This is a genomic window from Escherichia sp. WS1450, assembly GCF_046487395.1.
GTDB lineage: Bacteria > Pseudomonadota > Gammaproteobacteria > Enterobacterales > Enterobacteriaceae > Escherichia > Escherichia coli.
On sequence record NZ_JBJQJO010000001.1, the window covers coordinates 413393 to 436925 of the forward strand.

Genomic DNA, 23533 nt, shown 5'->3' on the forward strand with positions numbered 1-23533 from the left:
CGGAAATTAAACGCCCAGACGATCGCGCAGGCTGTAATAAGCCGCGCCCATCGCGGTAAACGGAACGCGCAGCGTGCGCCCGCCGGGGAACGGGTAATGCGGCAGATTGGCGAAGGCGTCGAAACGCTCGGCGTCACCGCGCAGCAGTTCAGCAATCAAACGCCCGGCGAGGTGGGTACAGGTGACGCCGTGGCCGCTGTAGCCCTGCATGTAATAGATGTTGGTATCAAGGCGACCGAACTGCGGCATGCGCGACAAGGTCAGCAGGAAGTTGCCCGTCCAGCGGTAATCAATTTTCACGCCCTTCAGCTGCGGGAAGGTTTTCAGCAGTTTCGGCACCACAAGGCGCTCAACGTCATCCGGGTCGCGCGCGCCGTAGACCACGCCGCCGCCGTACAGCAGGCGGTTATCGGCGGTAAGACGGTAGTAATCAAGCAGATAGTTACAGTCTTCCACACAGTAGTTTTTCGGGATCAGCGAACGGGCTAAATCTTCCGACAGCCGTTCGGTGGTGATCACCTGCGTGCCGCACGGCATGCTGCGTTTCGCTAGTTCCGGCTCTACTTTATCGCCCAGATACGCATTCCCGGCGACAATCACATACTTCGCCGTCACCTGACCATTGGCAGTCCGCACCACGGCTGGCGTGGTGTGCTGGATCTGCGTCACGGCGGAAAGCTCATACACGCGCCCGCCGTTCAGGCGGATGGCATCGGCTTCACCAATGGCGAGGTTTAGCGGGTGAATATGCCCACCGCTGTGATCCAGCAGCGCACCAGTGTAGCGATCGCTGGCGACCTCGCGGCGAATAGCGTTGGCGTCCAGCAGCTCCAGCTGTTTATTGCCGTAGCGTTCCCAGTTCTCTTTCTGCTCTTCCAGAGTCGAGAGCTGTTTATCATTCATCGCCACAAACAGGCCGCCGGGGCGGTAATCGCAGTCAATCTGATAACGTTTGATACGTTCGCGGATGATCTCTCCGCCTTCAAACATCATGCTGCCGAGCATACGGGCGGTGTCCATGCCGTAGCTTTTTTCGATCACGTCGATGTCGCGGCTGTAGGAGTTCACAAGCTGCCCGCCGTTGCGTCCGCTTGCGCCGAAGCCGATGCGTGAGGCTTCAAGAACCACCACGTCAAAGCCCGCTTCCGCCAGATGCAGCGCGGAGGAAAGCCCGGTATAGCCGCCGCCGACCACGCAAACATCGCAGGAAATCGACTCATTCAGCGTGTCGAATGGTGCGTATTTATTCGCACTGGCGGCGTAATAACTGCTGGTATGTTCGGTCATTTCAGGCCTCCAGGCTTATCCAGATAGTTTTCAGTTCGGTGAATTTTTCAAGGGCGTGCAGGGATTTGTCGCGACCGTTGCCGCTCTGCTTATAGCCGCCAAACGGCACGGTCATATCGCCGTCGTTGTAGTTATTGACAAAGACGGAACCGGCTTTCAGGCGACGGCTCATGCGGTGCGCGCGGGAAAGGTCGCGCGTCCATACTGCCGCGCCAAGTCCGTACTGGCTGTCGTTAGCAAGCTGTAGCGCCTGTTCTTCTGATGTGAAACGCGTGACCACCAGCACTGGACCGAAAATCTCTTCGCGGCTTAAGGACGCATTCGGGTCTACATCCACAAAGATGGTCGGGCCGATGGCGGCAGCCAGCTCGGCGTTACGGCCATCCAGCAGCAGTTGCCCTTTGCTTTCGCCTTCCCGAATAAAGCTATGGACCGAGTCGGCGTGGGCGCAGTCGATTAAGGTGCCCATGGTGGTTGCGGGATCAAGTGGATGGCCCGGCTGCCAGTTTTGCGCCTGCTGTTTTAACAGGTCTAAGAATTCATCGGCGATGCTCTCTTCCAGCAACAGGCGCGTTCCGGAGATACACACCTGCCCCTGGTTGTAGAAAATGCCCGCAGCGGTCGCGCTCGCCGCTTTTTGCAAATCCGGACAGTCAGCGAAAACGATGTTGGCGCTTTTGCCGCCCGCTTCCAGCCAGACGCGTTTCATGTTGCTGTCGCCTGCATCTTTCAGCAGCTGTTTCCCGGTACGGGTCGAACCGGTAAAGGCGATGGCATCGATATCGTTATGACGCGACAGCGCCTGCCCCGCTTCATGACCAAAACCCGTCACCACGTTCAACACGCCATCCGGCAGACCTGCTTCTTTCGCCAGCCCGGCGAGACGAATCGCACTGAGCGGTGATTTTTCAGACGGTTTTAGGATCACGCTGTTTCCCGCCGCCAGCGCCGGGCCGAGTTTCCAGCAAGTCAGCAGCAGCGGGAAGTTCCACGGCACGATGGCGGCAATCACGCCGACCGGTTCACGCACGATCATCGCCAGCTCATGGCTACTGGTGGTCGCCACTTCGCCATACACTTTGTCGATAGCCTCGGTGTACCAGCGAATGGCGCGCGCCGCGCCGGGAATATCATCACGCAGGCTGTGACGAATCGGTTTGCCGGTGTCGAGCGTTTCCAGCAGCGCCAGTTCTTCAGCGTTAGCTTCCATTAAATCGGCGAGTTTATTCAGCACCGCTTTACGCTTAGCCGGAGAAGAGAGTGACCAGTCGCCACGTTCAAACACGCCGCGTGCTGCGCTCACCGCACGGTCAATATCGACGCTCTTGCCGCGGGCAATATTCGCCAGCGGTGCCTGGGTGACCGGATCAACGGTTTCAAAAGTTTCATTTTCCGCCGCAGCAGTATATTCACCGTTAATAAATAAGCGGGTTTCAATGGCGAGACTTAACGCTTTATCCTGCCAGTAAGCCAGATGATGAAAATTCATTATGACTCCTGTTTCACGTCTATCAGATATATGCAGTTTGTGAACGTCAGGGCGCAGAGATCCCCGGGCCGTATGCCCGTTTATTTCTGGCGACATTCTTTATAGATTGCCGGGCGCATTGCGCTTACCCGGCTTACAGAACAAAAAGATTAAAACGTGGTGGGCGTATGGGCGCTGATAATTCGGCAAATACCTGCCGACGTATTACTGAAACTGTGCGGGATGCCGGTATTAATGGCATAACTTTGCCCCGCGACGAGGTGGTAATCCTGACCATTAATCGTCAGAACAATTTCACCTTCCAGTACAGTGCCTATTTCCTCACCCTGATGCTTAATTCTTTCCCCAGTGGTTGTGCCCGGCTGGTACGTTTCAAAGATCATCGCCAGCGTGCGATTCGGGTTACCGTTATGAACCAGCTTCATTGACACACCCTGACTGCCCATCTCAATTAAGTCGTCCTGATTAATGACGACCTGCGGCTCATCAGGTTTTTCCGGCTCGGAAAAGAATTCCGAGAGTGACAGACCATACACCTTCAGCAGCTTTTGCAGCGTACTGATGGCAGGGCTGACTTTATCTTGTTCTATCGTACTGATAGCACTGTGAGTCAGCCCGGAGAGTTCGGCGGCACGACGTTGTGAAAGCCCCTGCTGCTGGCGGATTTCCGACAAGCGTTTTCCTGGCGCCAGTCCCTCATCACTCATATTTGCATTTCCTTAAACTGTAGTGGTCAGAGTCGCTGTTTTTCAGCGATATGGTGCTGACAAGCGGTGATAAAGCCCTCGAACAATATACGCGAAAGCGCGTACTCGCTACTGTTCCATTCCGGGTGCCACTGTACGCCCAGCGCAAAAGGATGATTGATGACGCTAACCGCCTCAACTAAGCCATCCGGCGAGCGAGCTTCAACACGCAACCGTGGGCTAACGACCTTCGCCCCTTGTCCATGCAGAGAGTTTACCCAAAAGTTGCTACATTCAGGTAACAACGCAGACAGTAATCCCCCCTCTTCAACCAGAACTTCATGCGACGGCGCATATTGCTGCTCCACCGGCAGTTCGGGATCCTCCCGATGTTCCAGCAATTCAGGCTGTTCGCACAGCTTGCGATGCAACGAACCACCGGTTGCCACCACCAGTTCCTGTAAACCCCGGCAGATGGCGAAAATGGGGATGCGCCTTTCGAGTGCGGCATTAATTAACGCCATGCTCAGAAGATCACGCCCGGGATCGGCGTCAGGCTCATCGCCGTTTTCACCATATAGGTGCGGCTGCACATTGCTGGGACTACCAGGAAGATAAATGCCATCGAGTTTTGGCAAAAGTTGTTCAAGTAATGACGGTTCCGCCAGCGCATGTGGCAGCGCAATTGGCAAGCCGCCTGCGTGGATGATGGCATTCAGGTACTTTTCTTGCAGAGTCTGGGTCGCATGACCCTTAAGCCTGTTCCTGCACATTACGACACCGATAACCGGATTGTTCATTATATTTTCCATGCTCAATCTCACAAAGTGGACTAAATTATCGCCATTACTGCGCTTTAAATGACCTTTATGTTCAATATTTTTTCAATCTAGCAGTGGGTTTTCATTTTTGCAAACTCAATTTAACATTTGACAAACATTTAGTTTGCATACAGATTCGAATGGTGGTCATTATATTTTACGCTTTGATAACGAGCGGAAAACAAACCAAAGGCGAAGAATCATGGAAACCAATATCGTTGAAGTAGAGAACTTTGTTCAGCAGTCAGAAGAGAGGCGGGGTAGCGCCTTTACGCAGGAAGTGAAACGCTACCTGGAGCGCTACCCGAATACGCAATATGTTGATGTTTTACTTACCGATTTGAATGGTTGCTTCCGTGGAAAACGTATTCCTGTTTCAAGCCTGAAGAAGCTCGAGAAAGGGTGTTATTTCCCGGCCTCGGTGTTTGCAATGGATATTCTGGGTAATGTAGTAGAAGAAGCGGGCCTGGGTCAGGAAATGGGCGAGCCGGATCGTACCTGTGTTCCTGTTCTCGGTTCCTTAACCCCTTCTGCCGCCGATCCAGAGTTTATCGGTCAGATGCTCCTGACCATGGTCGATGAAGATGGCGCTCCCTTTGACGTTGAGCCGCGGAACGTTCTTAACCGCCTGTGGCAGCAGCTGCGCCAGCGCGGATTATTCCCGGTCGTAGCGGTAGAGCTGGAGTTCTATTTACTGGATCGCCAGCGCGACGCTGAAGGATATCTGCAACCGCCCTGCGCGCCCGGCACCGATGACCGCAATACACAAAGCCAGGTTTACTCCGTTGATAACCTCAACCACTTCGCCGACGTGCTTAATGATATTGATGAGCTGGCGCAGTTACAGCTGATTCCGGCAGATGGCGCGGTCGCCGAGGCCTCGCCAGGTCAGTTTGAAATCAATCTTTACCATACTGATAACGTGCTGGAAGCTTGCGATGATGCGCTGGCACTAAAACGCCTGGTGCGTCTGATGGCAGAAAAGCATAAGATGCACGCCACTTTTATGGCGAAGCCGTATGAAGAGCACGCGGGCAGCGGGATGCATATCCATATCAGTATGCAAAATAACCGTGGCGAGAACGTGCTTTCTGACGCGGAAGGCGAAGATTCGCCGCTGCTGAAAAAGATGCTTGCCGGGATGATTGACCTGATGCCGTCATCAATGGCGTTGCTGGCACCAAACGTGAACTCGTATCGCCGCTTCCAGCCAGGTATGTATGTACCGACGCAGGCGTCGTGGGGCCATAACAACCGCACCGTCGCCCTGCGTATTCCGTGCGGCGATCGCCATAATCACCGCGTGGAATATCGCGTGGCGGGTGCCGATGCCAACCCGTATCTGGTGATGGCGGCGATTTTTGCCGGTATTTTGCATGGCCTTGATAACGAACTGCCATTACAGGAAGAAGTCGAAGGTAACGGGCTGGAACAGGAAGGCTTACCCTTCCCGATTCGTCAGAGCGATGCCCTGGGTGAGTTTATCGAGAATGATCACCTGCGCCGCTATTTAGGCGAACGCTTCTGCCATGTCTATCACGCCTGTAAAAATGATGAGCTGTTGCAGTTTGAGCGCCTCATCACAGAAACAGAAATTGAGTGGATGTTGAAAAACGCGTAATACCCCTTGCGGGGTTGTTTCATCGGCCTGAGCGGAGCCAGGCCTGACATTTGCTGGTAATCCAGACATTTTCCGGATGTCGCGTTATGGAGCGCAGGCGGCAACGGGCTTCCGTTAACGATTAAGACTGTGACGAGGAAATGAGATGATGCCGATGATTAAATCCCCGCATGGCGAGGGAGGCTGCGTATGCGCCCCTCCTGCGACTGACTGGACTCTGCCCCCTTTGCTTCCCTTGCTAAACAGGTTTGATTTCAGGTCGACACGACCGCAAACCTTATTACGCAGGGGAGGCAGCAATTATGGCTATTAATTCACCACTGACTATTGCTGCGCAATCTGGCAAAACCCGTCTGCGAAAATCACTGAAATTGTGGCAGGTGGTGATGATGGGTCTGGCCTATCTCACGCCGATGACCGTATTTGATACTTTTGGTATTGTCTCCGGCATTAGCGACGGTCACGTTCCGGCGTCCTATTTGCTGGCGCTGGCGGGCGTGCTGTTTACCGCTATCAGCTACGGCAAACTGGTTCGCCAGTTTCCGGAAGCCGGTTCGGCCTATACCTACGCGCAAAAGTCGATTAACCCGCACGTCGGATTTATGGTCGGATGGTCATCACTGCTGGATTATCTCTTTTTGCCAATGATCAACGTTTTATTGGCGAAAATCTATCTCTCCGCCCTCTTCCCGGAAGTGCCGCCGTGGGTGTGGGTGGTAACCTTCGTCGCCATTTTAACCGCCGCGAATCTGAAGAGCGTCAACCTGGTTGCTAACTTCAATACCCTGTTTGTACTGGTGCAAATCTCCATCATGGTGGTGTTTATCTTCCTGGTGGTTCAGGGACTGCATAAAGGAGAAGGCGTTGGCACCGTCTGGTCACTTCAGCCGTTTATCAGCGAGAACGCGCACCTGATCCCGATTATTACCGGGGCGACGATTGTCTGTTTCTCCTTCCTCGGTTTCGATGCGGTGACCACGCTTTCGGAAGAGACGCCGGACGCCGCACGCGTGATCCCGAAAGCCATCTTCCTGACGGCGGTATACGGCGGCGTTATCTTTATCGCTGCGTCGTTCTTTATGCAGCTGTTCTTTCCCGATATCAGCCGCTTTAAAGACCCGGACGCCGCACTGCCTGAAATTGCGCTATACGTCGGCGGCAAGCTCTTCCAGTCGATTTTCCTCTGTACCACGTTTGTGAACACGTTAGCGTCTGGCCTGGCGTCGCACGCCAGCGTGTCGCGTCTGCTGTATGTGATGGGGCGTGACAATGTGTTTCCGGAGCGCGTGTTTGGCTATGTGCACCCGAAATGGCGGACTCCGGCACTGAACGTCATTATGGTCGGGATTGTCGCGTTGTCAGCGCTGTTCTTTGATTTAGTCACCGCGACAGCATTGATTAACTTCGGTGCTCTGGTGGCATTTACCTTCGTAAATCTGTCGGTGTTTAATCATTTCTGGCGGCGTAAAGGAATGAATAAAAGCTGGAAGGATCACTTCCACTATTTGCTGATGCCGCTGGTTGGCGCGCTGACGGTGGGTGTGCTGTGGGTTAACCTCGAGTCAACGTCACTGACACTCGGTCTGGTATGGGCTTCGTTAGGCGGCGCATATTTGTGGTATCTGATCCGCCGCTATCGCAAAGTGCCGTTGTATGATGGTGACAGAACGCCGGTGAGCGAAACGTAATAGTCGGATGCGCGGCGCATTATCCTGCCTGAGGGTAATGCACCGCGCCATTAACTATAAAAAGATGTATGACCCGGATCACGAGTGCTATCATCCGCCCTTATGCTTAGCGCATTAACCCCAGGGGCAAATAATGAACCACGATATCCCGCTAAAATATTTTGATATTGCCGATGAGTACGCGACCGAATGCGCAGAGCCTGTCGCAGACGCTGAACGCACACCGCTGGCCCACTACTTCCAGTTACTGCTCACCCGTTTGATGAACAATGAAGAGATCAGCGAAGAAGCCCAACATGAAATGGCTGCTGAAGCGGGGATTAATCCCGTACGCATTGATGAGATCGCAGAGTTTTTGAATCAATGGGGTAATGAGTAATTATTTCATTGCAGACGCTCGGTCAGTATCGTTGCCGGATAAAGCGTTCACGCCGCATCCGGCTAAAAATGACACGCACTGCAGCGTGCTTTAATGGGGTTCTCACGATCGTACCGCTCTGCTCCTCGCTAAGTTGTTCTGTGAGTTATAGTTATAGAGAAATCACGGGTACGAATGTTGAACAGATGGCGACGTCACCTGTTCAACGACCAACCACACGGCCCTCATTACGACCCCTGAACACAAACGGTAATGGCAAATGTCATTAAATATTAGTAAGATAGCCTCTTTACATAAAATCCATTAATATTATGCGCCAGGTATTATCGTCTCTTTTGGTGATTGCTGGACTTGTGAGTGGTCAGGCAATCGCCGCGCCTGAATCCCCCCCGCATGCTGATATCCGCGACAGCGGTTTTGTCTATTGCGTCAGCGGGCAAGTCAACACCTTTAACCCATCCAAAGCGAGCAGTGGGTTAATTGTCGATACCCTTGCCGCCCAGTTTTATGATCGACTGCTGGATGTCGATCCCTATACCTATCGCCTGATGCCGGAACTTGCCGAAAGCTGGGAAGTTCTCGATAACGGCGCGACCTATCGCTTCCACCTGCGTCGCGATGTTCCGTTTCAAAAAACCGACTGGTTTACTCCCACTCGTAAAATGAATGCCGACGATGTGGTGTTTACCTTCCAGCGAATTTTTGACCGCAACAACCCGTGGCATAACGTCAACGGCAGCAACTTCCCCTACTTCGACAGCCTGCAATTTGCCGATAACGTGAAAAGCGTCCGCAAACTGGATAATCATACCGTTGAGTTCCGACTCGCCCAGCCGGATGCTTCTTTTTTGTGGCACCTGGCGACCCATTATGCATCGGTCATGTCGGCAGAATATGCCCGGAAGTTAGAGAAAGAAGATCGTCAGGAACAACTCGACCGTCAGCCGGTCGGCACTGGACCGTATCAGTTGTCGGAATACCGCGCCGGGCAATTTATTCGCCTACAACGTCATGATGACTTCTGGCGCGGCAAACCGTTAATGCCGCAGGTGGTGGTGGATTTAGGCTCCGGCGGTACCGGACGTCTGTCGAAACTCCTGACCGGGGAGTGCGACGTTCTGGCCTGGCCTGCTGCCAGTCAGCTATCCATTTTGCGTGACGACCCACGCTTGCGTTTAACGCTGCGTCCAGGGATGAATGTCGCCTATCTGGCATTTAACACCGCTAAACCGCCGCTAAATAATCCCGCTGTCCGCCATGCGCTGGCACTGGCGATCAATAACCAGCGTCTGATGCAATCCATCTATTATGGTACGGCTGAAACGGCAGCCTCTATTTTACCGCGCGCCTCGTGGGCCTATGACAACGAGGCTAAAATTACTGAATACAATCCGGCGAAATCGCGCGAACAGTTAAAGGCGTTGGGGCTGGAAAACTTAACGCTCAAACTGTGGGTGCCAACACGTTCGCAGGCGTGGAACCCCAGTCCACTGAAAACCGCCGAACTGATTCAGGCGGATATGGCGCAGGTTGGCGTAAAAGTGGTGATTGTGCCGGTAGAAGGTCGTTTTCAGGAGGCGCGGTTGATGGATATGAGCCATGATCTGACGTTATCCGGTTGGGCGACGGACAGTAACGACCCGGACAGTTTCTTCCGTCCGTTACTGAGCTGCGCAGCAATTCATTCGCAGACCAACCTCGCCCACTGGTGCGATCCGAAATTCGACAGCGTGTTGCGTAAGGCGCTCTCCTCGCAGCAGCTGGCGGCGCGTATTGAAGCCTATGACGAAGCGCAAAGTATTCTGGCGCAGGAATTACCAATATTGCCGCTGGCCTCGTCATTGCGCTTGCAGGCCTATCGGTACGATATCAAAGGTCTGGTACTTAGCCCGTTCGGTAACGCCTCCTTTGCTGGGGTGTATCGCGAGAAACAGGATGAGGTGAAAAAACCATGATTATCTTCACCTTACGCCGCATTTTGTTATTGATTGTCACCTTGTTCCTGCTGACCTTCGTTGGCTTCAGCTTGAGCTATTTCACCCCACATGCGCCGTTACAAGGCGCGTCACTGTGGAATGCCTGGGTGTTCTGGTTTAATGGCCTGATCCACTGGGATTTTGGTGTTTCCAGCATTAACGGTCAACCGATTGCCGAACAGTTAAAAGAGGTCTTCCCGGCAACGATGGAACTGTGCATCCTCGCCTTCGGTTTTGCGCTGATTGTTGGCATCCCCGTGGGGATGATTGCCGGGATTACGCGCCATAAGTGGCAGGATAACTTGATCAACGCCATCGCCTTACTGGGCTTTTCAATCCCGGTGTTCTGGCTGGCGCTTCTGTTGACGCTGTTTTGTTCACTCACGCTAGGTTGGTTGCCCGTTTCAGGGCGTTTCGATCTGCTCTACGAAGTGAAACCGATTACCGGTTTTGCGTTGATTGATGCCTGGCTTTCGGACTCATCATGGCGGGATGAAATGATCATGAGCGCAATCCGCCATATGATATTGCCCGTGATCACCCTGTCGGTTGCGCCAACAACTGAAGTGATCCGACTGATGCGTATCAGCACTATCGAAGTGTATGACCAGAACTATGTTAAAGCAGCGGCGACCCGCGGTTTGTCGCGCTTTACTATTTTGCGTCGCCACGTTCTGCATAACGCGTTACCTCCGGTTATTCCTCGCCTGGGCTTACAGTTTTCTACCATGCTGACGCTGGCGATGATCACCGAAATGGTTTTTAGCTGGCCGGGTTTAGGCCGCTGGTTAATTAACGCCATCCGCCAGCAGGATTACGCAGCCATTTCCGCCGGAGTGATGGTGTGTGGTTCACTGGTCATTATTGTTAACGTGATTTCTGATATTTTGGGTGCCATGGCTAACCCTCTGAAAAATAAGGAATGGTATGCCTTACGATAGCGTATACAGCGAAAAGCGCCCGCCGGGCACGCTGCGTACCGCCTGGCGCAAATTTTATAGTGACGCCTCTGCGATGGTCGGCCTGTACGGCTGCGCGGGGCTGGCTGTACTGTGTATTTTTGGCGGCTGGTTTGCGCCTTACGGCATCGATCAGCAATTTCTCGGTTATCAATTATTGCCGCCGTCATGGTCGCGCTATGGCGAAGTTTCTTTCTTCCTTGGGACTGACGACCTCGGACGCGATGTTTTAAGCCGTTTACTGAGCGGAGCTGCGCCAACCGTAGGCGGCGCATTTGTGGTGACGCTTGCCGCGACGATCTGTGGCCTGGTACTGGGCACCTTCGCCGGGGCGACGCACGGCCTACGCTCAGCGGTGCTTAACCATATTCTGGATACCTTACTGGCGATCCCTTCCCTGCTGCTGGCAATTATCGTTGTAGCGTTTGCCGGACCGAGTTTGTCTCACGCCATGTTTGCCGTCTGGCTGGCGCTACTGCCGCGTATGGTACGTTCGATTTACAGCATGGTGCATGACGAACTGGAAAAAGAGTACGTTATCGCCGCCCGTCTGGATGGCGCATCAACGCTGAATATTCTCTGGTTTGCTGTGATGCCAAACATCACCGCCGGGCTGGTCACCGAGATCACCCGCGCACTGTCGATGGCAATTCTCGATATCGCCGCGCTGGGCTTTCTCGATCTCGGCGCACAACTCCCCTCGCCTGAATGGGGAGCGATGCTCGGTGATGCGCTGGAACTGATTTATGTCGCCCCGTGGACTGTCATGCTGCCAGGTGCGGCAATTATGATTAGCGTGCTGTTGGTTAACCTCCTTGGCGACGGTGTCCGTCGTGCAATTATTGCGGGGGTGGAATAATGCCATTACTCGATATTCGTAACCTGACCATTGAATTTAAAACCGGTGATGAGTGGGTTAAAGCCGTCGACCGCGTAAGTATGACCTTAACCGAAGGTGAAATCCGCGGTCTTGTTGGCGAATCCGGTTCCGGCAAAAGTTTGATTGCGAAAGCAATTTGTGGGGTGAATAAAGATAACTGGCGTGTTACAGCTGATCGTATGCGTTTTGATGATATCGATTTGCTGCGTCTCTCCGCACGCGAACGGCGCAAGCTGGTTGGTCACAACGTGTCGATGATTTTCCAGGAACCGCAGTCGTGTCTTGACCCTTCAGAACGTGTGGGTCGCCAGTTGATGCAAAACATCCCAGCCTGGACCTATAAAGGCCGTTGGTGGCAGCGTTTTGGCTGGCGCAAACGCCGTGCCATTGAACTGCTGCACCGCGTGGGGATTAAAGATCACAAAGATGCAATGCGCAGTTTTCCCTATGAGTTGACCGAAGGTGAATGTCAGAAAGTGATGATAGCCATTGCACTGGCGAATCAACCGCGTCTGCTGATTGCTGACGAACCGACAAACTCAATGGAGCCAACAACCCAGGCGCAAATCTTTCGCCTGCTGACGCGTCTCAACCAAAACAGCAATACCACTATTTTGCTTATCAGCCATGACTTACAAATGCTTAGCCAATGGGCGGATAAAATTAACGTGCTTTACTGCGGTCAAACGGTGGAAACCGCGCCAAGTAAGGAGTTGGTGACGATGCCACATCATCCTTATACCCAGGCGCTGATCCGCGCGATACCAGACTTCGGCAGCGCGATGCCGCATAAAAGTCGCCTCAATACGCTGCCCGGCGCTATCCCACTGCTGGAACAGTTACCGATTGGGTGTCGTCTGGGGCCGCGTTGCCCGTATGCACAACGAGAATGCATTGTGACGCCACGTTTGACGGGGGCGAAAAATCATCTCTATGCCTGTCATTTCCCGCTGAACATGGAGAAAGAGTGAGATGATCGAAACGCTGCTTGAAGTGCGTAATTTAAGTAAAACGTTCCGCTATCGAACCGGCTGGTTTCGTCGTCAGACCGTAGAAGCGGTAAAACCCTTGAGCTTTACGCTACGTGAAGGCCAGACACTGGCGATTATTGGCGAGAATGGTTCGGGTAAATCCACGCTGGCAAAAATGCTGGCGGGAATGATAGAACCTACCAGCGGCGAGTTATTGATTGACGATCATCCGCTGCATTTTGGCGATTATTCCTTCCGCAGTCAGCGTATTCGCATGATTTTTCAGGATCCTTCGACCTCGTTGAATCCCCGTCAACGTATCTCGCAAATTCTGGATTTTCCACTGCGTCTGAACACCGACCTGGAACCGGAACAGCGTCGCAAACAGATTATTGAAACGATGCGTATGGTTGGGCTGCTACCGGATCACGTCAGTTACTATCCGCATATGTTGGCACCCGGGCAAAAACAGCGTCTGGGTCTGGCACGCGCGCTGATATTGCGCCCAAAAGTCATTATTGCCGATGAAGCCCTCGCCTCACTGGATATGTCGATGCGTTCGCAGTTGATTAATCTGATGCTTGAGTTACAGGAAAAACAGGGCATTTCGTATATTTATGTTACCCAGCATATCGGAATGATGAAGCACATTAGCGACCAGGTGCTGGTGATGCATCAGGGCGAGGTTGTCGAGCGAGGCAGCACCGCCGATGTGCTGGCATCGCCGCTGCATGAACTCACCAAACGGCTTATTGCCGGTCATTTTGGCGAGGCATTGACGGCGGATGCGTGGCGTAAAGATCGTTAATTTTCTGAATCCTCCTTCCAGATTATTCACCTCATTCTGACAAGAGATTAAATCTTGTCAGAATGAGGTGATGGATAAAATAAAATCAAATGCGCGTGATTTAAGACGCAATCTCACTTCGCAGGAACGAAAGCTCTGGCGATATCTTCGCAGCCGACGTTTTGGTGATTTCAAATTTCGCCGTCAACATCCGGTGGGGAGCTACATTCTCGATTTTGCTTGCTGCTCGGCGCGTGTAGTAGTTGAGCTGGATGGTGGGCAGCATGATTTGGCAGTTGCCTATGATTCCAGGCGCACTAGCTGGCTTGAGTCGCAGGGCTGGACCGTGCTGCGTTTCTGGAATAACGAGATTGATTGTAATGAGGAGGCGGTGCTGGAGATTATTCTGCAGGAACTGAACCGCCTGTCACCCTCACCCCAACCCTCTCCCTGAAAGGGCGAGGGGGCCGACCGAGCCGAATAGCTGTTGTGGTGAAAACATGGAGGCGGATGATGAAGAATATTCGGCAAGGTCTGAACCACCATTCACTCTCACCCCAGCCATCGCCCTGAAAGGGTTAGGGGGCTGTATAAGCCTGTTTGTTGCTGGGGTGACAATATTTGCACAATACGGTCCCCTCGCCCCTCTGGGGAGAGGGTTAGGGTGAGGGGAAAAGCGCCCACCCTGCCCGCACCCTGCTCCGGTCGGACCTGGCAACTATAGCCACTCACAGCCAGGTTGATTATAATAACCGTTTATCTGTTCGTACTGTTTACTAAAACGACGAATCGCCTGATTTTCAGGCACAACAAGCATCAACAATAAGGATTAAAGCTATGGGTTTTCTTTCCGGTAAGCGCATTCTGGTAACCGGTGTTGCCAGCAAACTGTCCATCGCCTACGGTATCGCTCAGGCGATGCACCGCGAAGGAGCTGAACTGGCATTCACCTACCAGAACGACAAACTGAAAGGCCGCGTAGAAGAATTTGCCGCTCAATTGGGTTCTGACATCGTTCTGCAGTGCGATGTTGCAGAAGATGCCAGCATCGACACCATGTTCGCTGAACTGGCGAAAGTTTGGCCGAAGTTTGACGGTTTCGTACACTCTATTGGTTTTGCACCTGGCGATCAGCTGGATGGTGACTATGTTAATGCCGTTACCCGTGAAGGCTTCAAAATTGCTCACGACATCAGCTCCTACAGCTTCGTTGCAATGGCAAAAGCTTGCCGCTCCATGCTGAATCCGGGTTCTGCCCTGCTGACCCTTTCCTACCTTGGCGCTGAGCGCGCTATCCCGAACTACAACGTTATGGGTCTGGCAAAAGCGTCTCTGGAAGCAAACGTGCGCTATATGGCGAACGCGATGGGTCCGGAAGGTGTGCGTGTTAACGCTATCTCTGCGGGTCCGATCCGTACTCTGGCGGCTTCCGGTATCAAAGACTTCCGCAAAATGCTGGCTCATTGCGAAGCCGTTACCCCGATTCGCCGTACCGTTACCATTGAAGATGTGGGTAACTCTGCGGCATTCCTGTGCTCCGATCTCTCTGCCGGTATCTCCGGTGAAGTGGTCCACGTTGACGGCGGTTTCAGCATCGCTGCAATGAACGAACTCGAACTGAAATAATCGTTCTGTTGGTCAAGACGGGCGGCGTCCTGCCGCCCGTTATCTCTGTTATACCTTTCTGATATTTGTTATCGCCGATCCGTCTTTCTCCCCTTCCCGCCTTGCGTCAGGATAACGATTTCCTTTACGACCAAGGAGCGCCCATGGAACAACGCCACATCACCGGCAAAAGCCACTGGTATCATGAAACGCAATCCAGTACTGCGGAATATGACGTTCTGCCTCTGGTCCCGGAAGCCGCAAAGGTCAGCGATCCCTTTCTGCTCGACGTGATCCTTGATGAAGAAACGCTGTCACCCTTCCTTTCATGGCTGGTCCCTGCGCGCGTTCTTGCAGTGGAGTTGTTCCCTGACCAGCTTACCGTGACCCGTTCACAGACCTTCACCGCTTATGAACGCTTGTCGACGGCCCTGACGGTTGCTCAGGTTTGCGGCGTCCAGCGGTTATGTAACTACTATTCGGCGCGACTTACGCCGCTCCCCGGGCCTGATTCCTCCAGGGAAAGTAATCATCGGTTAGCACAAATCACGCAATATGCCCGCCAACTGGCTAGCTCGCCTTCTATTATCGACAACCGATCGCGCCAGCATCTGAATGACGTCGGTCTTACTGTCTGGGACTGTGTGATCATTAATCAAATCATTGGTTTTATTGGCTTTCAGGCGCGGACCATTGCGACATTTCAGGCTTATCTCGGGCATCCGGTACGCTGGTTACCCGGTCTGGAGATACAAAACTATGCCGACGCGTCACTGTTTGCTGATGAGTCAATACGCTGGCGAAGCAGCTATGAGGTGGAAAAACTACCTGAAGAGCACACAAAAAGTTCAACTGCAGAACTTTGCCAACTGGCCGAAACACTCTCTCTCCACCCTATTTCACTTTCCCTTCTCGAAAAGTTGCTAAACAGCACACGGGTCAATACACAGCCGGATAATCAGCTTGCGGCGTTGTTATGCGCGCGGATAAATGGCAGTCCTGCTTGTTTTGCCATCTGTATGGATTCATCAAATGAATATAAAAAAATCAGCGCCCTTCTGCGCAAGGGCGAAAATGAAATTAACCAATGGGCTGACCGTCATTCTGTTGAGCGCGCTACCGTTCAGGCGATACAATGGCTGACCCGAGCACCCGATCGCTTTAGCGCCGCCCAGTTCAGCCCTTTACTCGAACACGAAAAATCATCAACGCAGATTATTAATCTGCTGGTATGGAGCGGGCTGTGTGGCTGGATAAATCGCTTAAAAATCGCGTTGGGTGAGACATATTAACCTTGCCGCGTCAGACAGATTCGCGTAAAACTGTCAGCCGCTCTAATGGCCACCAAAATAGACAATTATGTTTCAGGACAACCCGCTGCTAGCGCAGCTTAAACAGCAACTGCATTCCCAGACGCCACGCGCTGAAGGGGTGGTAAAAGCCACAGAAAAAGGCTTTGGCTTCCTGGAAGTCGACGCGCAAAAAAGTTATTTCATTCCGCCGCCGCAGATGAAAAAAGTCATGCATGGCGACCGAATTATCGCGGTTATCCACAGTGAAAAAGAACGTGAATCCGCAGAGCCAGAAGAACTGGTTGAACCGTTCCTGACTCGTTTCGTGGGTAAAGTTCAGGGCAAAAATGACCGTCTGGCCATCGTTCCTGATCATCCACTCTTAAAAGACGCCATTCCTTGCCGCGCAGCCCGTGGCCTGAACCACGAGTTTAAAGAAGGCGACTGGGCAGTTGCCGAAATGCGCCGCCATCCGCTGAAAGGCGATCGTTCTTTCTATGCTGAACTGACACAATACATCACTTTTGGTGACGACCACTTTGTACCGTGGTGGGTTACCCTTGCGCGCCATAATCTGGAAAAAGAAGCACCAGACGGCGTCGCTACCGAAATGCTCGATGAAGGTCTGGTTCGTGAAGATCTGACCGCGCTGGATTTTGTCACCATCGACAGTGCCAGCACAGAAGATATGGATGACGCCCTTTTCGCTAAGGCGTTGCCGGATGGCAAACTTCAGCTGATTGTGGCGATTGCCGATCCAACCGCGTGGATTGCTGAAGGCAGCAAGCTGGACAAAGCCGCGAAAATTCGCGCATTCACCAACTATCTGCCTGGCTTCAACATCCCTATGCTGCCTCGCGAGCTTTCTGACGATCTCTGCTCACTGCGCGCCAATGAAGTCCGCCCGGTACTGGCATGCCGCATGACGCTCTCCGCTGATGGCACCATTGAAGATAATATCGAATTCTTTGCCGCCACCATCGAATCCAAAGCGAAGCTGGTGTATGACCAGGTCTCTGACTGGCTGGAAAATACCGGTGACTGGCAGCCTGAAAGTGAAGCAATTGCCGAACAAGTCCGTTTGTTAGCGCAAATTTGCCAACGCCGCGGCGAGTGGCGTCATAACCACGCACTGGTATTTAAAGATCGCCCGGATTACCGCTTTATTCTCGGTGAAAAAGGTGAAGTGCTGGATATCGTCGCCGAGCCTCGTCGCATTGCCAATCGTATCGTCGAAGAAGCGATGATTGCCGCTAACATTTGTGCGGCCCGCGTACTGCGCGATAAGCTCGGTTTTGGCATCTATAACGTGCATATGGGCTTTGATCCGGCGAATGCCGACGCGCTGGCAGCGTTGCTGAAAACCCACGGTCTGCATGTCGATGCCGAAGAAGTGCTCACGCTGGACGGTTTCTGCAAACTGCGTCGTGAACTGGATGCGCAACCAACTGGTTTCCTCGACAGCCGCATTCGTCGCTTCCAGTCATTTGCTGAAATTAGCACTGAACCCGGTCCTCACTTTGGCCTCGGTCTGGAGGCATACGCCACCTGGACTTCGCCGATCCGTAAATATGGCGACATGATCAACCACCGTCTGCTGAAAGCGGTTATCAAAGGCGAAACTGCGACGCGTCCGCAGGATGAAATCACTGCCCAAATGGCCGAGCGTCGCCGTCTCAACCGAATGGCAGAACGTGATGTTGGCGACTGGTTATACGCACGCTTCCTGAAAGACAAAGCCGGGACTGACACCCGTTTCGCGGCGGAAATTGTCGATATCAGCCGTGGCGGCATGCGTGTGCGTTTGGTTGATAACGGCGCTATTGCCTTTATTCCGGCACCTTTCTTACACGCTGTGCGCGATGAACTGGTTTGCAGCCAGGAAAACGGCACTGTACAAATTAAAGGTGAAACGGCTTACAAAGTGACTGACGTTATTGACGTCACCATTGCCGAAGTCCGCATGGAAACCCGCAGCATTATTGCGCGCCCGGTCGCGTAATCTCCTTTCACGGCCCATTCCTCATGAATGGGCCATTTATTTCCCCGCTCCACCTTCGTCATATCCCGGCAGATTTTTAACTGACTTTCGTTTGAAAACTGGCGTTTTTCCAAAACTGGATTACAAATAAATATATAAAAAAAACAATGCGTTTAGCCGCCGTTAATTTCATGTAAGTCATGTTGTTCCTTTTATTTAACCGCGGACTCCGCTGTTAACCGGAGGATATGCATCATGAAAACCGTTAGGGAGTCCACAACGTTGTACAACTTTCTCGGATCGCACAATCCATACTGGCGGTTAACGGAAAGCAGCGATGTTTTGCGCTTTTCTACCACCGAAACCACAGAACCTGAACGTACGTTGCAGTTATCTGCCGAACAGGCTGCTCGCATCAGGGAAATGACAGTCATCACTTCCAGTCTGATGATGAGTCTGACCGTCGATGAAAGCGATCTTTCTGTGCATCTGGTAGGACGAAAAATCAATAAACGGGAATGGGCTGGCAACGCGTCGGCATGGCATGACACACCGGCGGTTGCTCGTGATTTATCACACGGGCTTTCCTTTGCTGAGCAGGTAGTTTCTGAAGCACATTCCGCAATAGTGATTCTCGACAGTCGGGGGAATATCCAGCGCTTCAATCGGTTATGTGAAGATTACACAGGGTTGAAAGAACACGACGTCATTGGGCAAAGCGTGTTTAAACTGTTTATGAGCCGTCGTGAAGCTGCGGCATCCAGGCGCAATAACCGTGTATTTTTTCGAAGCGGCAATGCATATGAAGTCGAACTGTGGATACCAACACGTAAAGGCCAGCGGCTGTTTCTGTTTCGCAATAAATTTGTCCACAGCGGTAGTGGCAAAAACGAGATTTTTTTAATCTGTTCCGGCACCGACATTACCGAAGAGCGCCGCGCTCAGGAGCGACTGCGCATTCTGGCAAATACCGACAGTATCACCGGACTGCCGAATCGTAACGCAATGCAGGAGTTAATCGATCACGCTATTAATCAGGCAGATAACAATAAAGTTGGGGTTGTGTATCTTGATTTGGATAATTTTAAAAAGGTCAACGACGCCTATGGGCATTTGTTTGGTGACCAGCTATTACGCGACGTGTCATTGGCCATTTTAAGCTGTCTCGAACATGACCAGGTGTTGGCGCGTCCAGGTGGCGATGAGTTTCTGGTACTGGCATCCAATACCTCACAAAGCGCGCTGGAAGCAATGGCATCACGAATTTTGACCCGCTTACGACTCCCCTTCCGCATTGGTTTAATTGAAGTTTATACCAGCTGTTCAGTGGGTATTTCACTCTCTCCCGAACATGGTTCGGACAGCGCGGCTATTATTCGTCACGCCGACACAGCAATGTACACAGCGAAGGAAGGCGGACGAGGACAATTTTGCGTTTTTACCCCAGAAATGAATCAGCGGGTATTTGAATATCTCTGGCTGGATACCAACTTGCGTAAAGCACTGGAAAACGATCAGTTGGTTATTCACTATCAACCGAAAATCACCTGGCGTGGCGAAGTGCGCAGTCTGGAAGCACTAGTACGTTGGCAGTCACCTGAACGTGGGTTGATTCCACCGTTGGACTTCATTTCCTACGCCGAAGAGTCAGGGCTAATTGTGCCTTTAGGCCGTTGGGTGATTCTCGATGTCGTACGCCAGGTGGCAAAGTGGCGGGATAAAGGTATTAACCTGCGAGTGGCGGTAAACATTTCTGCACGTCAGCTCGCCGATCAAACCATTTTCACCGCCCTGAAACAGGTTCTCCAGGAACTCAATTTTGAATACTGCCCTATTGATGTTGAACTGACGGAGAGCTGCCTGATTGAGAATGATGAACTGGCACTTTCTGTTATTCAACAATTTAGCCAACTAGGTGCGCAAGTGCATCTGGACGATTTTGGTACCGGCTACTCTTCACTTTCGCAACTGGCGCGCTTTCCGATCGATGCGATTAAACTTGACCAGGTTTTTGTTCGGGATATTCACAAACAGCCTGTATCGCAGTCGCTGGTCCGGGCGATCGTCGCTGTGGCCCAGGCATTGAATCTTCAGGTGATCGCTGAAGGAGTGGAGAGTAAAAAGGAAGATGCTTTTTTAACCAAGAACGGGATCAATGAGCGGCAAGGATTTTTGTTTGCCAAACCGATGCCCGCCGTCGCCTTTGAACGCTGGTATAAACGCTATCTGAAGCGCGCATAAGTAGATGAATATATATACTTAGCGCTATATTCCGTCATTATATATCGTATTCCCGGATGATAATTAGCCGTTGCTGTTAAACACTTCTCTTTTAGCGGCAATTTTTGCATTATTCATTTTCCCCTTTTGCTATAAGGATGTCCTTGATGTCTGAATTTGATGCCCAGCGCGTTGCCGAACGTATTGATATTGTGTTAGATATCCTTGTGGCAGGCGATTACCACTCTGCGATCCATAATCTCGAGATACTTAAAGCAGAACTCTTGCGCCAGGTTGCTGAATCTACGCCAGACATCCCGAAGGCACCGTGGGAGATTTAACAATCGTGCCTTCAGGTTTTCCTATTTGAGGATGCCCGGCGCGTCAGTATTTTTTTATTTAGTATTATAACGTTATAAGAATTACAGCGATGAATTCCCGACAACAAACTATTCTACAGATGGTCATTGACCAGGGTCAGGTTAGCGTAACCGATCTGGCAAAAGCCACTGGAGTTTCTGAAGTTACCATTCGCCAGGATCTCAACACCCTCGAAAAACTGAGTTACCTCCGCCGTGCACATGGCTTTGCAGTATCGCTTGATAGTGATGACGTCGAAACTCGTATGATGAGCAACTATACGCTGAAGCGTGAACTCGCCGAGTTTGCCGCGTCACTGGTTCAACCGGGCGAAACCATCTTTATCGAAAATGGCAGCAGCAATGCCCTGCTCGCCCGGACTCTGGGCGAGCAGAAGAAAAATGTCACGATCATCACGGTCAGCAGCTACATCGCGCATTTGCTGAAAGACGCGCCTTGTGAAGTTATTTTGCTCGGTGGCGTGTACCAGAAAAAAAGCGAAAGTATGGTTGGCCCTTTGACACGCCAGTGCATCCAACAGGTGCATTTTAGCAAAGCATTTATTGGTATTGATGGCTGGCAACCTGAAACTGGGTTTACCGGTCGCGATATGATGCGTACCGATGTGGTCAATGCCGTGCTGGAAAAAGAGTGCGAAGCGATAGTCCTGACTGACAGCTCGAAATTTGGTGCTGTACATTCATACTCCATCGGCCCCGTTGAGCGATTCAATCGCGTGATTACCGATTCGAAAATACGCGCCAGCGATCTGATGCATCTTGAGCACAGTAAACTCACCGTTCACGTCGTTGACATTTAACCATTTCCCTTCTCTATGGATGATTTGCACTTTGGCAAATCATCCGCTCTAAGATGATTCCTGGTTGATAATTAAGACTATTTACCTGTTATTAACACTCTCAAGATATAAAATTATTATCAGCGATATAACAGGAAGTCATTATCACCTGCGTGATATAACCCTGCGCGCGAGCGGATTTCACGGAATAATTTCACCCGGCTTATTCTTAGCTATTATAGTTATAGAGAGCTTACTTCCGTGAATCATAAATTCAGGAGAGAGTATTATGTTTGTAACGAGCAAAAAAATGACCGCAGCTGTTCTGGCAATTACCCTGGCAATGTCTCTGAGTGCCTGTTCTAACTGGTCTAAACGAGACCGTAACACCGCAATTGGCGCGGGTGCAGGTGCATTAGGCGGTGCAGTACTGACCGATGGCAGTACGCTGGGTACATTAGGTGGCGCAGCTGTCGGTGGTGTTATTGGTCACCAGGTCGGTAAATAATCGTAAATAAATGTCGATTATCGACTCGCAATTATAATACGCTTGATTCTGTTCAGTACGAAATAACTGAATAATACACACAGTAAAATATTCGAAAGCCACGGATATATCCGTGGCTTTTTATGTTAACCGCCTGCGAGTTTTACCTTCATCCCTTTCGCTTCAAGCAGTGATTTTAATAAATCACGCTTATCGCCCTGGATTTCAATAACTCCATCTTTAACTGCTCCGCCGCAGCCGCATTTTTTCTTCAGTTCCGCTGCCAGTTTTGTCAGTTCGGCATCATCGAGATCGACACCGGTAATCAAGCAAACGCCCTTACCTTTACGTCCACTGGTCTGACGCTGAATACGCACCACACCGTCGCCTTTAGGGCGTACAGGGGCCGCTTTTGGCTCATCAATACGTCCGGTTTCCGTTGAGTAGACCAGACGGCTGTTGGAATCACTCATCATGCACTCCGCTGTAAAGAGGCGTTGATCGCTTTCAGCGTCTGCGCTGGATCTACCGATTGCGTTACCGGGCGACCAATCACCATATAATCAACACCAGCCGCCAACGCCTGTTCTGGCGTCATAATGCGGCGCTGGTCACCAGCTTCACTCCCCTGCGGACGAATGCCCGGTGTAACCAGTTTGAACTCCTGACCAAATACCTGTTTAAAGCGCACAGCTTCCTGAGCAGAACACACCACACCATCAAGGCCACATTTTTGCGTCAGTGCTGCCAGACGTTCTGCATAATCTGCAGGTGACAGTGTCACGCCAAGATCGGCCAGGTCGCTGGCTTCCATGCTGGTCAATACTGTCACAGCAATCAAAAGCGGTGCATCTTTGCCAAACGGAACCAGTGCCTCACGCGCTGCGGTCATCATACGCGCCCCACCGGAGGCGTGAACATTCACCATCCACACGCCTAAGTCAGCTGCAGCAGCGACAGCGTGCGCTGCAGTGTTGGGAATATCGTGAAATTTCAGGTCGAGGAAGATATCAAAACCACGCTGTTGAAGTTCGCGTACAAATTGAGGTCCAAACAGCGTAAACATCTCTTTGCCGACTTTCAGACGACAATCGCGTGGGTCGAGCTTGTCGACAAAGGCCAGCGCGGCATCACGATTATGATAATCAAGGGCAACAACCACAGGAGAATTCGTAACAGCGCGGGAAGAAGATGAAGCAGTTAACGTCATGACCAGACCTTCTTGATGATGGGCACCGGAAGTGG

The 23533-nt window shown here is 51.9% G+C and carries 25 protein-coding genes; 17 read left to right on the forward strand and 8 right to left on the reverse strand.

All coding sequences use genetic code 11. The annotated features are described in order from the left end of the window. Window positions 1-6: 6 nt before the first annotated feature. From puuB to puuD, 4 genes are all read right to left on the reverse strand, one after another. Complete coding sequence (gene puuB / locus ACJHYR_RS01990) at window positions 7-1287, reverse strand: gamma-glutamylputrescine oxidase (protein ID WP_021564308.1); 1281 nt, start codon at window positions 1285-1287, stop codon at window positions 7-9. Window position 1288: 1 nt separating this feature from the next. Beyond that, window positions 1289-2776: an aldehyde dehydrogenase PuuC gene (puuC, locus tag ACJHYR_RS01995; protein WP_072837536.1), complete on the reverse strand. Its 1488-nt coding sequence runs from the start codon at window positions 2774-2776 to the stop codon at window positions 1289-1291. Window positions 2777-2925: 149 nt separating this feature from the next. After that, a complete protein-coding gene (gene puuR, locus ACJHYR_RS02000) occupies window positions 2926-3483 on the reverse strand; it encodes an HTH-type transcriptional regulator PuuR (protein WP_001278727.1) in 558 nt (185 codons plus the stop codon). Between the two features lie 26 nt (window positions 3484-3509). Further along, window positions 3510-4274, reverse strand: a complete 765-nt coding sequence (puuD, locus tag ACJHYR_RS02005) for a gamma-glutamyl-gamma-aminobutyrate hydrolase (protein ID WP_001308626.1) — start codon at window positions 4272-4274, stop codon at window positions 3510-3512. Between the two features lie 211 nt (window positions 4275-4485). Between puuD and puuA the strand changes: the two genes are divergently transcribed. From puuA to rnb, 13 genes are all read left to right on the forward strand, one after another. After that, the gene (gene puuA / locus ACJHYR_RS02010; protein WP_001296746.1) at window positions 4486-5904 is read left to right on the forward strand and encodes a glutamate-putrescine ligase; all 1419 of its coding nucleotides are present in this window, start codon (window positions 4486-4488) and stop codon (window positions 5902-5904) included. Between the two features lie 148 nt (window positions 5905-6052). Then, entirely contained in the window at window positions 6053-6217 is a 165-nt protein-coding gene (locus ACJHYR_RS02015; protein WP_122986662.1) for a hypothetical protein, read from the forward strand. Continuing rightward, window positions 6207-7592 carry a putrescine/proton symporter PuuP gene (gene puuP / locus ACJHYR_RS02020; RefSeq protein ID WP_001309476.1) on the forward strand — a complete coding sequence of 462 codons (1386 nt, stop codon included), beginning with the start codon at window positions 6207-6209 and terminating at the stop codon, window positions 7590-7592. The genes ACJHYR_RS02015 and puuP overlap by 11 nt, the downstream gene beginning before the upstream one ends. 133 nt (window positions 7593-7725) lie before the next feature. Beyond that, entirely contained in the window at window positions 7726-7971 is a 246-nt protein-coding gene (locus ACJHYR_RS02025; RefSeq protein ID WP_001015099.1) for a YmjA family protein, read from the forward strand. Between the two features lie 311 nt (window positions 7972-8282). Further along, window positions 8283-9926 carry an ABC transporter substrate-binding protein SapA gene (gene sapA, locus ACJHYR_RS02030; protein WP_001250213.1) on the forward strand — a complete coding sequence of 548 codons (1644 nt, stop codon included), beginning with the start codon at window positions 8283-8285 and terminating at the stop codon, window positions 9924-9926. After that, a complete protein-coding gene (gene sapB, locus ACJHYR_RS02035) occupies window positions 9923-10888 on the forward strand; it encodes a putrescine export ABC transporter permease SapB (protein ID WP_000583284.1) in 966 nt (321 codons plus the stop codon). Before sapA ends, sapB begins: the two co-directional genes overlap by 4 nt. Beyond that, on the forward strand, window positions 10875-11765 hold the full coding sequence (gene sapC / locus ACJHYR_RS02040; protein WP_001146163.1) for a peptide ABC transporter permease SapC: 891 nt from the start codon (window positions 10875-10877) through the stop codon (window positions 11763-11765). Before sapB ends, sapC begins: the two co-directional genes overlap by 14 nt. Continuing rightward, window positions 11765-12757, forward strand: a complete 993-nt coding sequence (sapD, locus tag ACJHYR_RS02045) for a peptide ABC transporter ATP-binding protein SapD (RefSeq protein WP_001128858.1) — start codon at window positions 11765-11767, stop codon at window positions 12755-12757. Before sapC ends, sapD begins: the two co-directional genes overlap by 1 nt. Before the next feature lies 1 nt (window position 12758). Continuing rightward, window positions 12759-13565 (forward strand): peptide ABC transporter ATP-binding protein SapF, encoded by an 807-nt coding sequence (gene sapF, locus ACJHYR_RS02050; protein ID WP_000573407.1) that lies wholly within the window; start codon window positions 12759-12761, stop codon window positions 13563-13565. Between the two features lie 67 nt (window positions 13566-13632). Further along, window positions 13633-13998 (forward strand): DUF559 domain-containing protein, encoded by a 366-nt coding sequence (locus ACJHYR_RS02055; RefSeq protein WP_000968855.1) that lies wholly within the window; start codon window positions 13633-13635, stop codon window positions 13996-13998. Between the two features lie 383 nt (window positions 13999-14381). Beyond that, window positions 14382-15170, forward strand: a complete 789-nt coding sequence (gene fabI, locus ACJHYR_RS02060) for an enoyl-ACP reductase FabI (RefSeq protein ID WP_000506485.1) — start codon at window positions 14382-14384, stop codon at window positions 15168-15170. Window positions 15171-15313: 143 nt separating this feature from the next. Next, window positions 15314-16441 (forward strand): carboxymuconolactone decarboxylase family protein, encoded by a 1128-nt coding sequence (locus ACJHYR_RS02065; RefSeq protein WP_001306554.1) that lies wholly within the window; start codon window positions 15314-15316, stop codon window positions 16439-16441. Between the two features lie 67 nt (window positions 16442-16508). Continuing rightward, on the forward strand, window positions 16509-18443 hold the full coding sequence (rnb, locus tag ACJHYR_RS02070) for an exoribonuclease II (protein WP_059328051.1): 1935 nt from the start codon (window positions 16509-16511) through the stop codon (window positions 18441-18443). Between the two features lie 76 nt (window positions 18444-18519). On the opposite strand, the gene ACJHYR_RS02075 is transcribed toward rnb, so the two are convergent. Next, window positions 18520-18624 (reverse strand): hypothetical protein, encoded by a 105-nt coding sequence (locus tag ACJHYR_RS02075; protein ID WP_000221855.1) that lies wholly within the window; start codon window positions 18622-18624, stop codon window positions 18520-18522. A 53-nt stretch (window positions 18625-18677) separates the two neighbouring features. Here ACJHYR_RS02075 and pdeR point away from each other — a divergent pair, with 53 nt between their 5' ends. Continuing rightward, window positions 18678-20663: a cyclic di-GMP phosphodiesterase gene (gene pdeR / locus ACJHYR_RS02080; protein WP_000859966.1), complete on the forward strand. Its 1986-nt coding sequence runs from the start codon at window positions 18678-18680 to the stop codon at window positions 20661-20663. On the opposite strand, the gene ymiD is transcribed toward pdeR, so the two are convergent. Continuing rightward, on the reverse strand, window positions 20645-20773 hold the full coding sequence (gene ymiD, locus ACJHYR_RS02085) for a protein YmiD (protein ID WP_023148853.1): 129 nt from the start codon (window positions 20771-20773) through the stop codon (window positions 20645-20647). The two genes, pdeR and ymiD, sit on opposite strands and share 19 nt — an antisense overlap. A 36-nt stretch (window positions 20774-20809) precedes the next feature. Between ymiD and yciZ the strand changes: the two genes are divergently transcribed. From yciZ to osmB, 3 genes are all read left to right on the forward strand, one after another. Then, window positions 20810-20983, forward strand: a complete 174-nt coding sequence (gene yciZ / locus ACJHYR_RS02090) for a protein YciZ (RefSeq protein WP_001288368.1) — start codon at window positions 20810-20812, stop codon at window positions 20981-20983. 89 nt (window positions 20984-21072) lie between these two features. Then, on the forward strand, window positions 21073-21822 hold the full coding sequence (locus ACJHYR_RS02095) for a DNA-binding transcriptional regulator YciT (protein WP_001088621.1): 750 nt from the start codon (window positions 21073-21075) through the stop codon (window positions 21820-21822). Between the two features lie 268 nt (window positions 21823-22090). Continuing rightward, window positions 22091-22309, forward strand: a complete 219-nt coding sequence (osmB, locus tag ACJHYR_RS02100) for an osmotically-inducible lipoprotein OsmB (RefSeq protein ID WP_000498253.1) — start codon at window positions 22091-22093, stop codon at window positions 22307-22309. 125 nt (window positions 22310-22434) lie between these two features. On the opposite strand, the gene yciH is transcribed toward osmB, so the two are convergent. Next, a complete protein-coding gene (yciH, locus tag ACJHYR_RS02105) occupies window positions 22435-22761 on the reverse strand; it encodes a stress response translation initiation inhibitor YciH (protein WP_001295580.1) in 327 nt (108 codons plus the stop codon). Further along, entirely contained in the window at window positions 22761-23498 is a 738-nt protein-coding gene (pyrF, locus tag ACJHYR_RS02110; protein WP_072837537.1) for an orotidine-5'-phosphate decarboxylase, read from the reverse strand. Before pyrF ends, yciH begins: the two co-directional genes overlap by 1 nt. Between the last annotated feature and the right edge of the window lie 35 nt (window positions 23499-23533).

Excerpts from the sequence above, each read along its gene's own strand:
- puuB (WP_021564308.1), bottom strand. The coding sequence starts at position 1,287 with ATGACCGAACATACCAGCAGTTATTACGCCGCCAGTGCGAATAAATAC.
- puuC (WP_072837536.1), bottom strand. The coding sequence starts at position 2,776 with ATGAATTTTCATCATCTGGCTTACTGGCAGGATAAAGCGTTAAGTCTC.
- puuR (WP_001278727.1), bottom strand. The coding sequence starts at position 3,483 with ATGAGTGATGAGGGACTGGCGCCAGGAAAACGCTTGTCGGAAATCCGC.
- puuD (WP_001308626.1), bottom strand. The coding sequence starts at position 4,274 with ATGGAAAATATAATGAACAATCCGGTTATCGGTGTCGTAATGTGCAGG.
- puuA (WP_001296746.1), top strand. The coding sequence starts at position 4,486 with ATGGAAACCAATATCGTTGAAGTAGAGAACTTTGTTCAGCAGTCAGAA.
- ACJHYR_RS02015 (WP_122986662.1), top strand. The coding sequence starts at position 6,053 with ATGCCGATGATTAAATCCCCGCATGGCGAGGGAGGCTGCGTATGCGCC.
- puuP (WP_001309476.1), top strand. The coding sequence starts at position 6,207 with ATGGCTATTAATTCACCACTGACTATTGCTGCGCAATCTGGCAAAACC.
- ACJHYR_RS02025 (WP_001015099.1), top strand. The coding sequence starts at position 7,726 with ATGAACCACGATATCCCGCTAAAATATTTTGATATTGCCGATGAGTAC.
- sapA (WP_001250213.1), top strand. The coding sequence starts at position 8,283 with ATGCGCCAGGTATTATCGTCTCTTTTGGTGATTGCTGGACTTGTGAGT.
- sapB (WP_000583284.1), top strand. The coding sequence starts at position 9,923 with ATGATTATCTTCACCTTACGCCGCATTTTGTTATTGATTGTCACCTTG.
- sapC (WP_001146163.1), top strand. The coding sequence starts at position 10,875 with ATGCCTTACGATAGCGTATACAGCGAAAAGCGCCCGCCGGGCACGCTG.
- sapD (WP_001128858.1), top strand. The coding sequence starts at position 11,765 with ATGCCATTACTCGATATTCGTAACCTGACCATTGAATTTAAAACCGGT.
- sapF (WP_000573407.1), top strand. The coding sequence starts at position 12,759 with ATGATCGAAACGCTGCTTGAAGTGCGTAATTTAAGTAAAACGTTCCGC.
- fabI (WP_000506485.1), top strand. The coding sequence starts at position 14,382 with ATGGGTTTTCTTTCCGGTAAGCGCATTCTGGTAACCGGTGTTGCCAGC.
- ACJHYR_RS02065 (WP_001306554.1), top strand. The coding sequence starts at position 15,314 with ATGGAACAACGCCACATCACCGGCAAAAGCCACTGGTATCATGAAACG.
- rnb (WP_059328051.1), top strand. The coding sequence starts at position 16,509 with ATGTTTCAGGACAACCCGCTGCTAGCGCAGCTTAAACAGCAACTGCAT.
- ACJHYR_RS02075 (WP_000221855.1), bottom strand. The coding sequence starts at position 18,624 with ATGACTTACATGAAATTAACGGCGGCTAAACGCATTGTTTTTTTTATA.
- pdeR (WP_000859966.1), top strand. The coding sequence starts at position 18,678 with ATGAAAACCGTTAGGGAGTCCACAACGTTGTACAACTTTCTCGGATCG.
- ymiD (WP_023148853.1), bottom strand. The coding sequence starts at position 20,773 with ATGCAAAAATTGCCGCTAAAAGAGAAGTGTTTAACAGCAACGGCTAAT.
- yciZ (WP_001288368.1), top strand. The coding sequence starts at position 20,810 with ATGTCTGAATTTGATGCCCAGCGCGTTGCCGAACGTATTGATATTGTG.
- ACJHYR_RS02095 (WP_001088621.1), top strand. The coding sequence starts at position 21,073 with ATGAATTCCCGACAACAAACTATTCTACAGATGGTCATTGACCAGGGT.
- osmB (WP_000498253.1), top strand. The coding sequence starts at position 22,091 with ATGTTTGTAACGAGCAAAAAAATGACCGCAGCTGTTCTGGCAATTACC.
- yciH (WP_001295580.1), bottom strand. The coding sequence starts at position 22,761 with ATGAGTGATTCCAACAGCCGTCTGGTCTACTCAACGGAAACCGGACGT.
- pyrF (WP_072837537.1), bottom strand. The coding sequence starts at position 23,498 with ATGACGTTAACTGCTTCATCTTCTTCCCGCGCTGTTACGAATTCTCCT.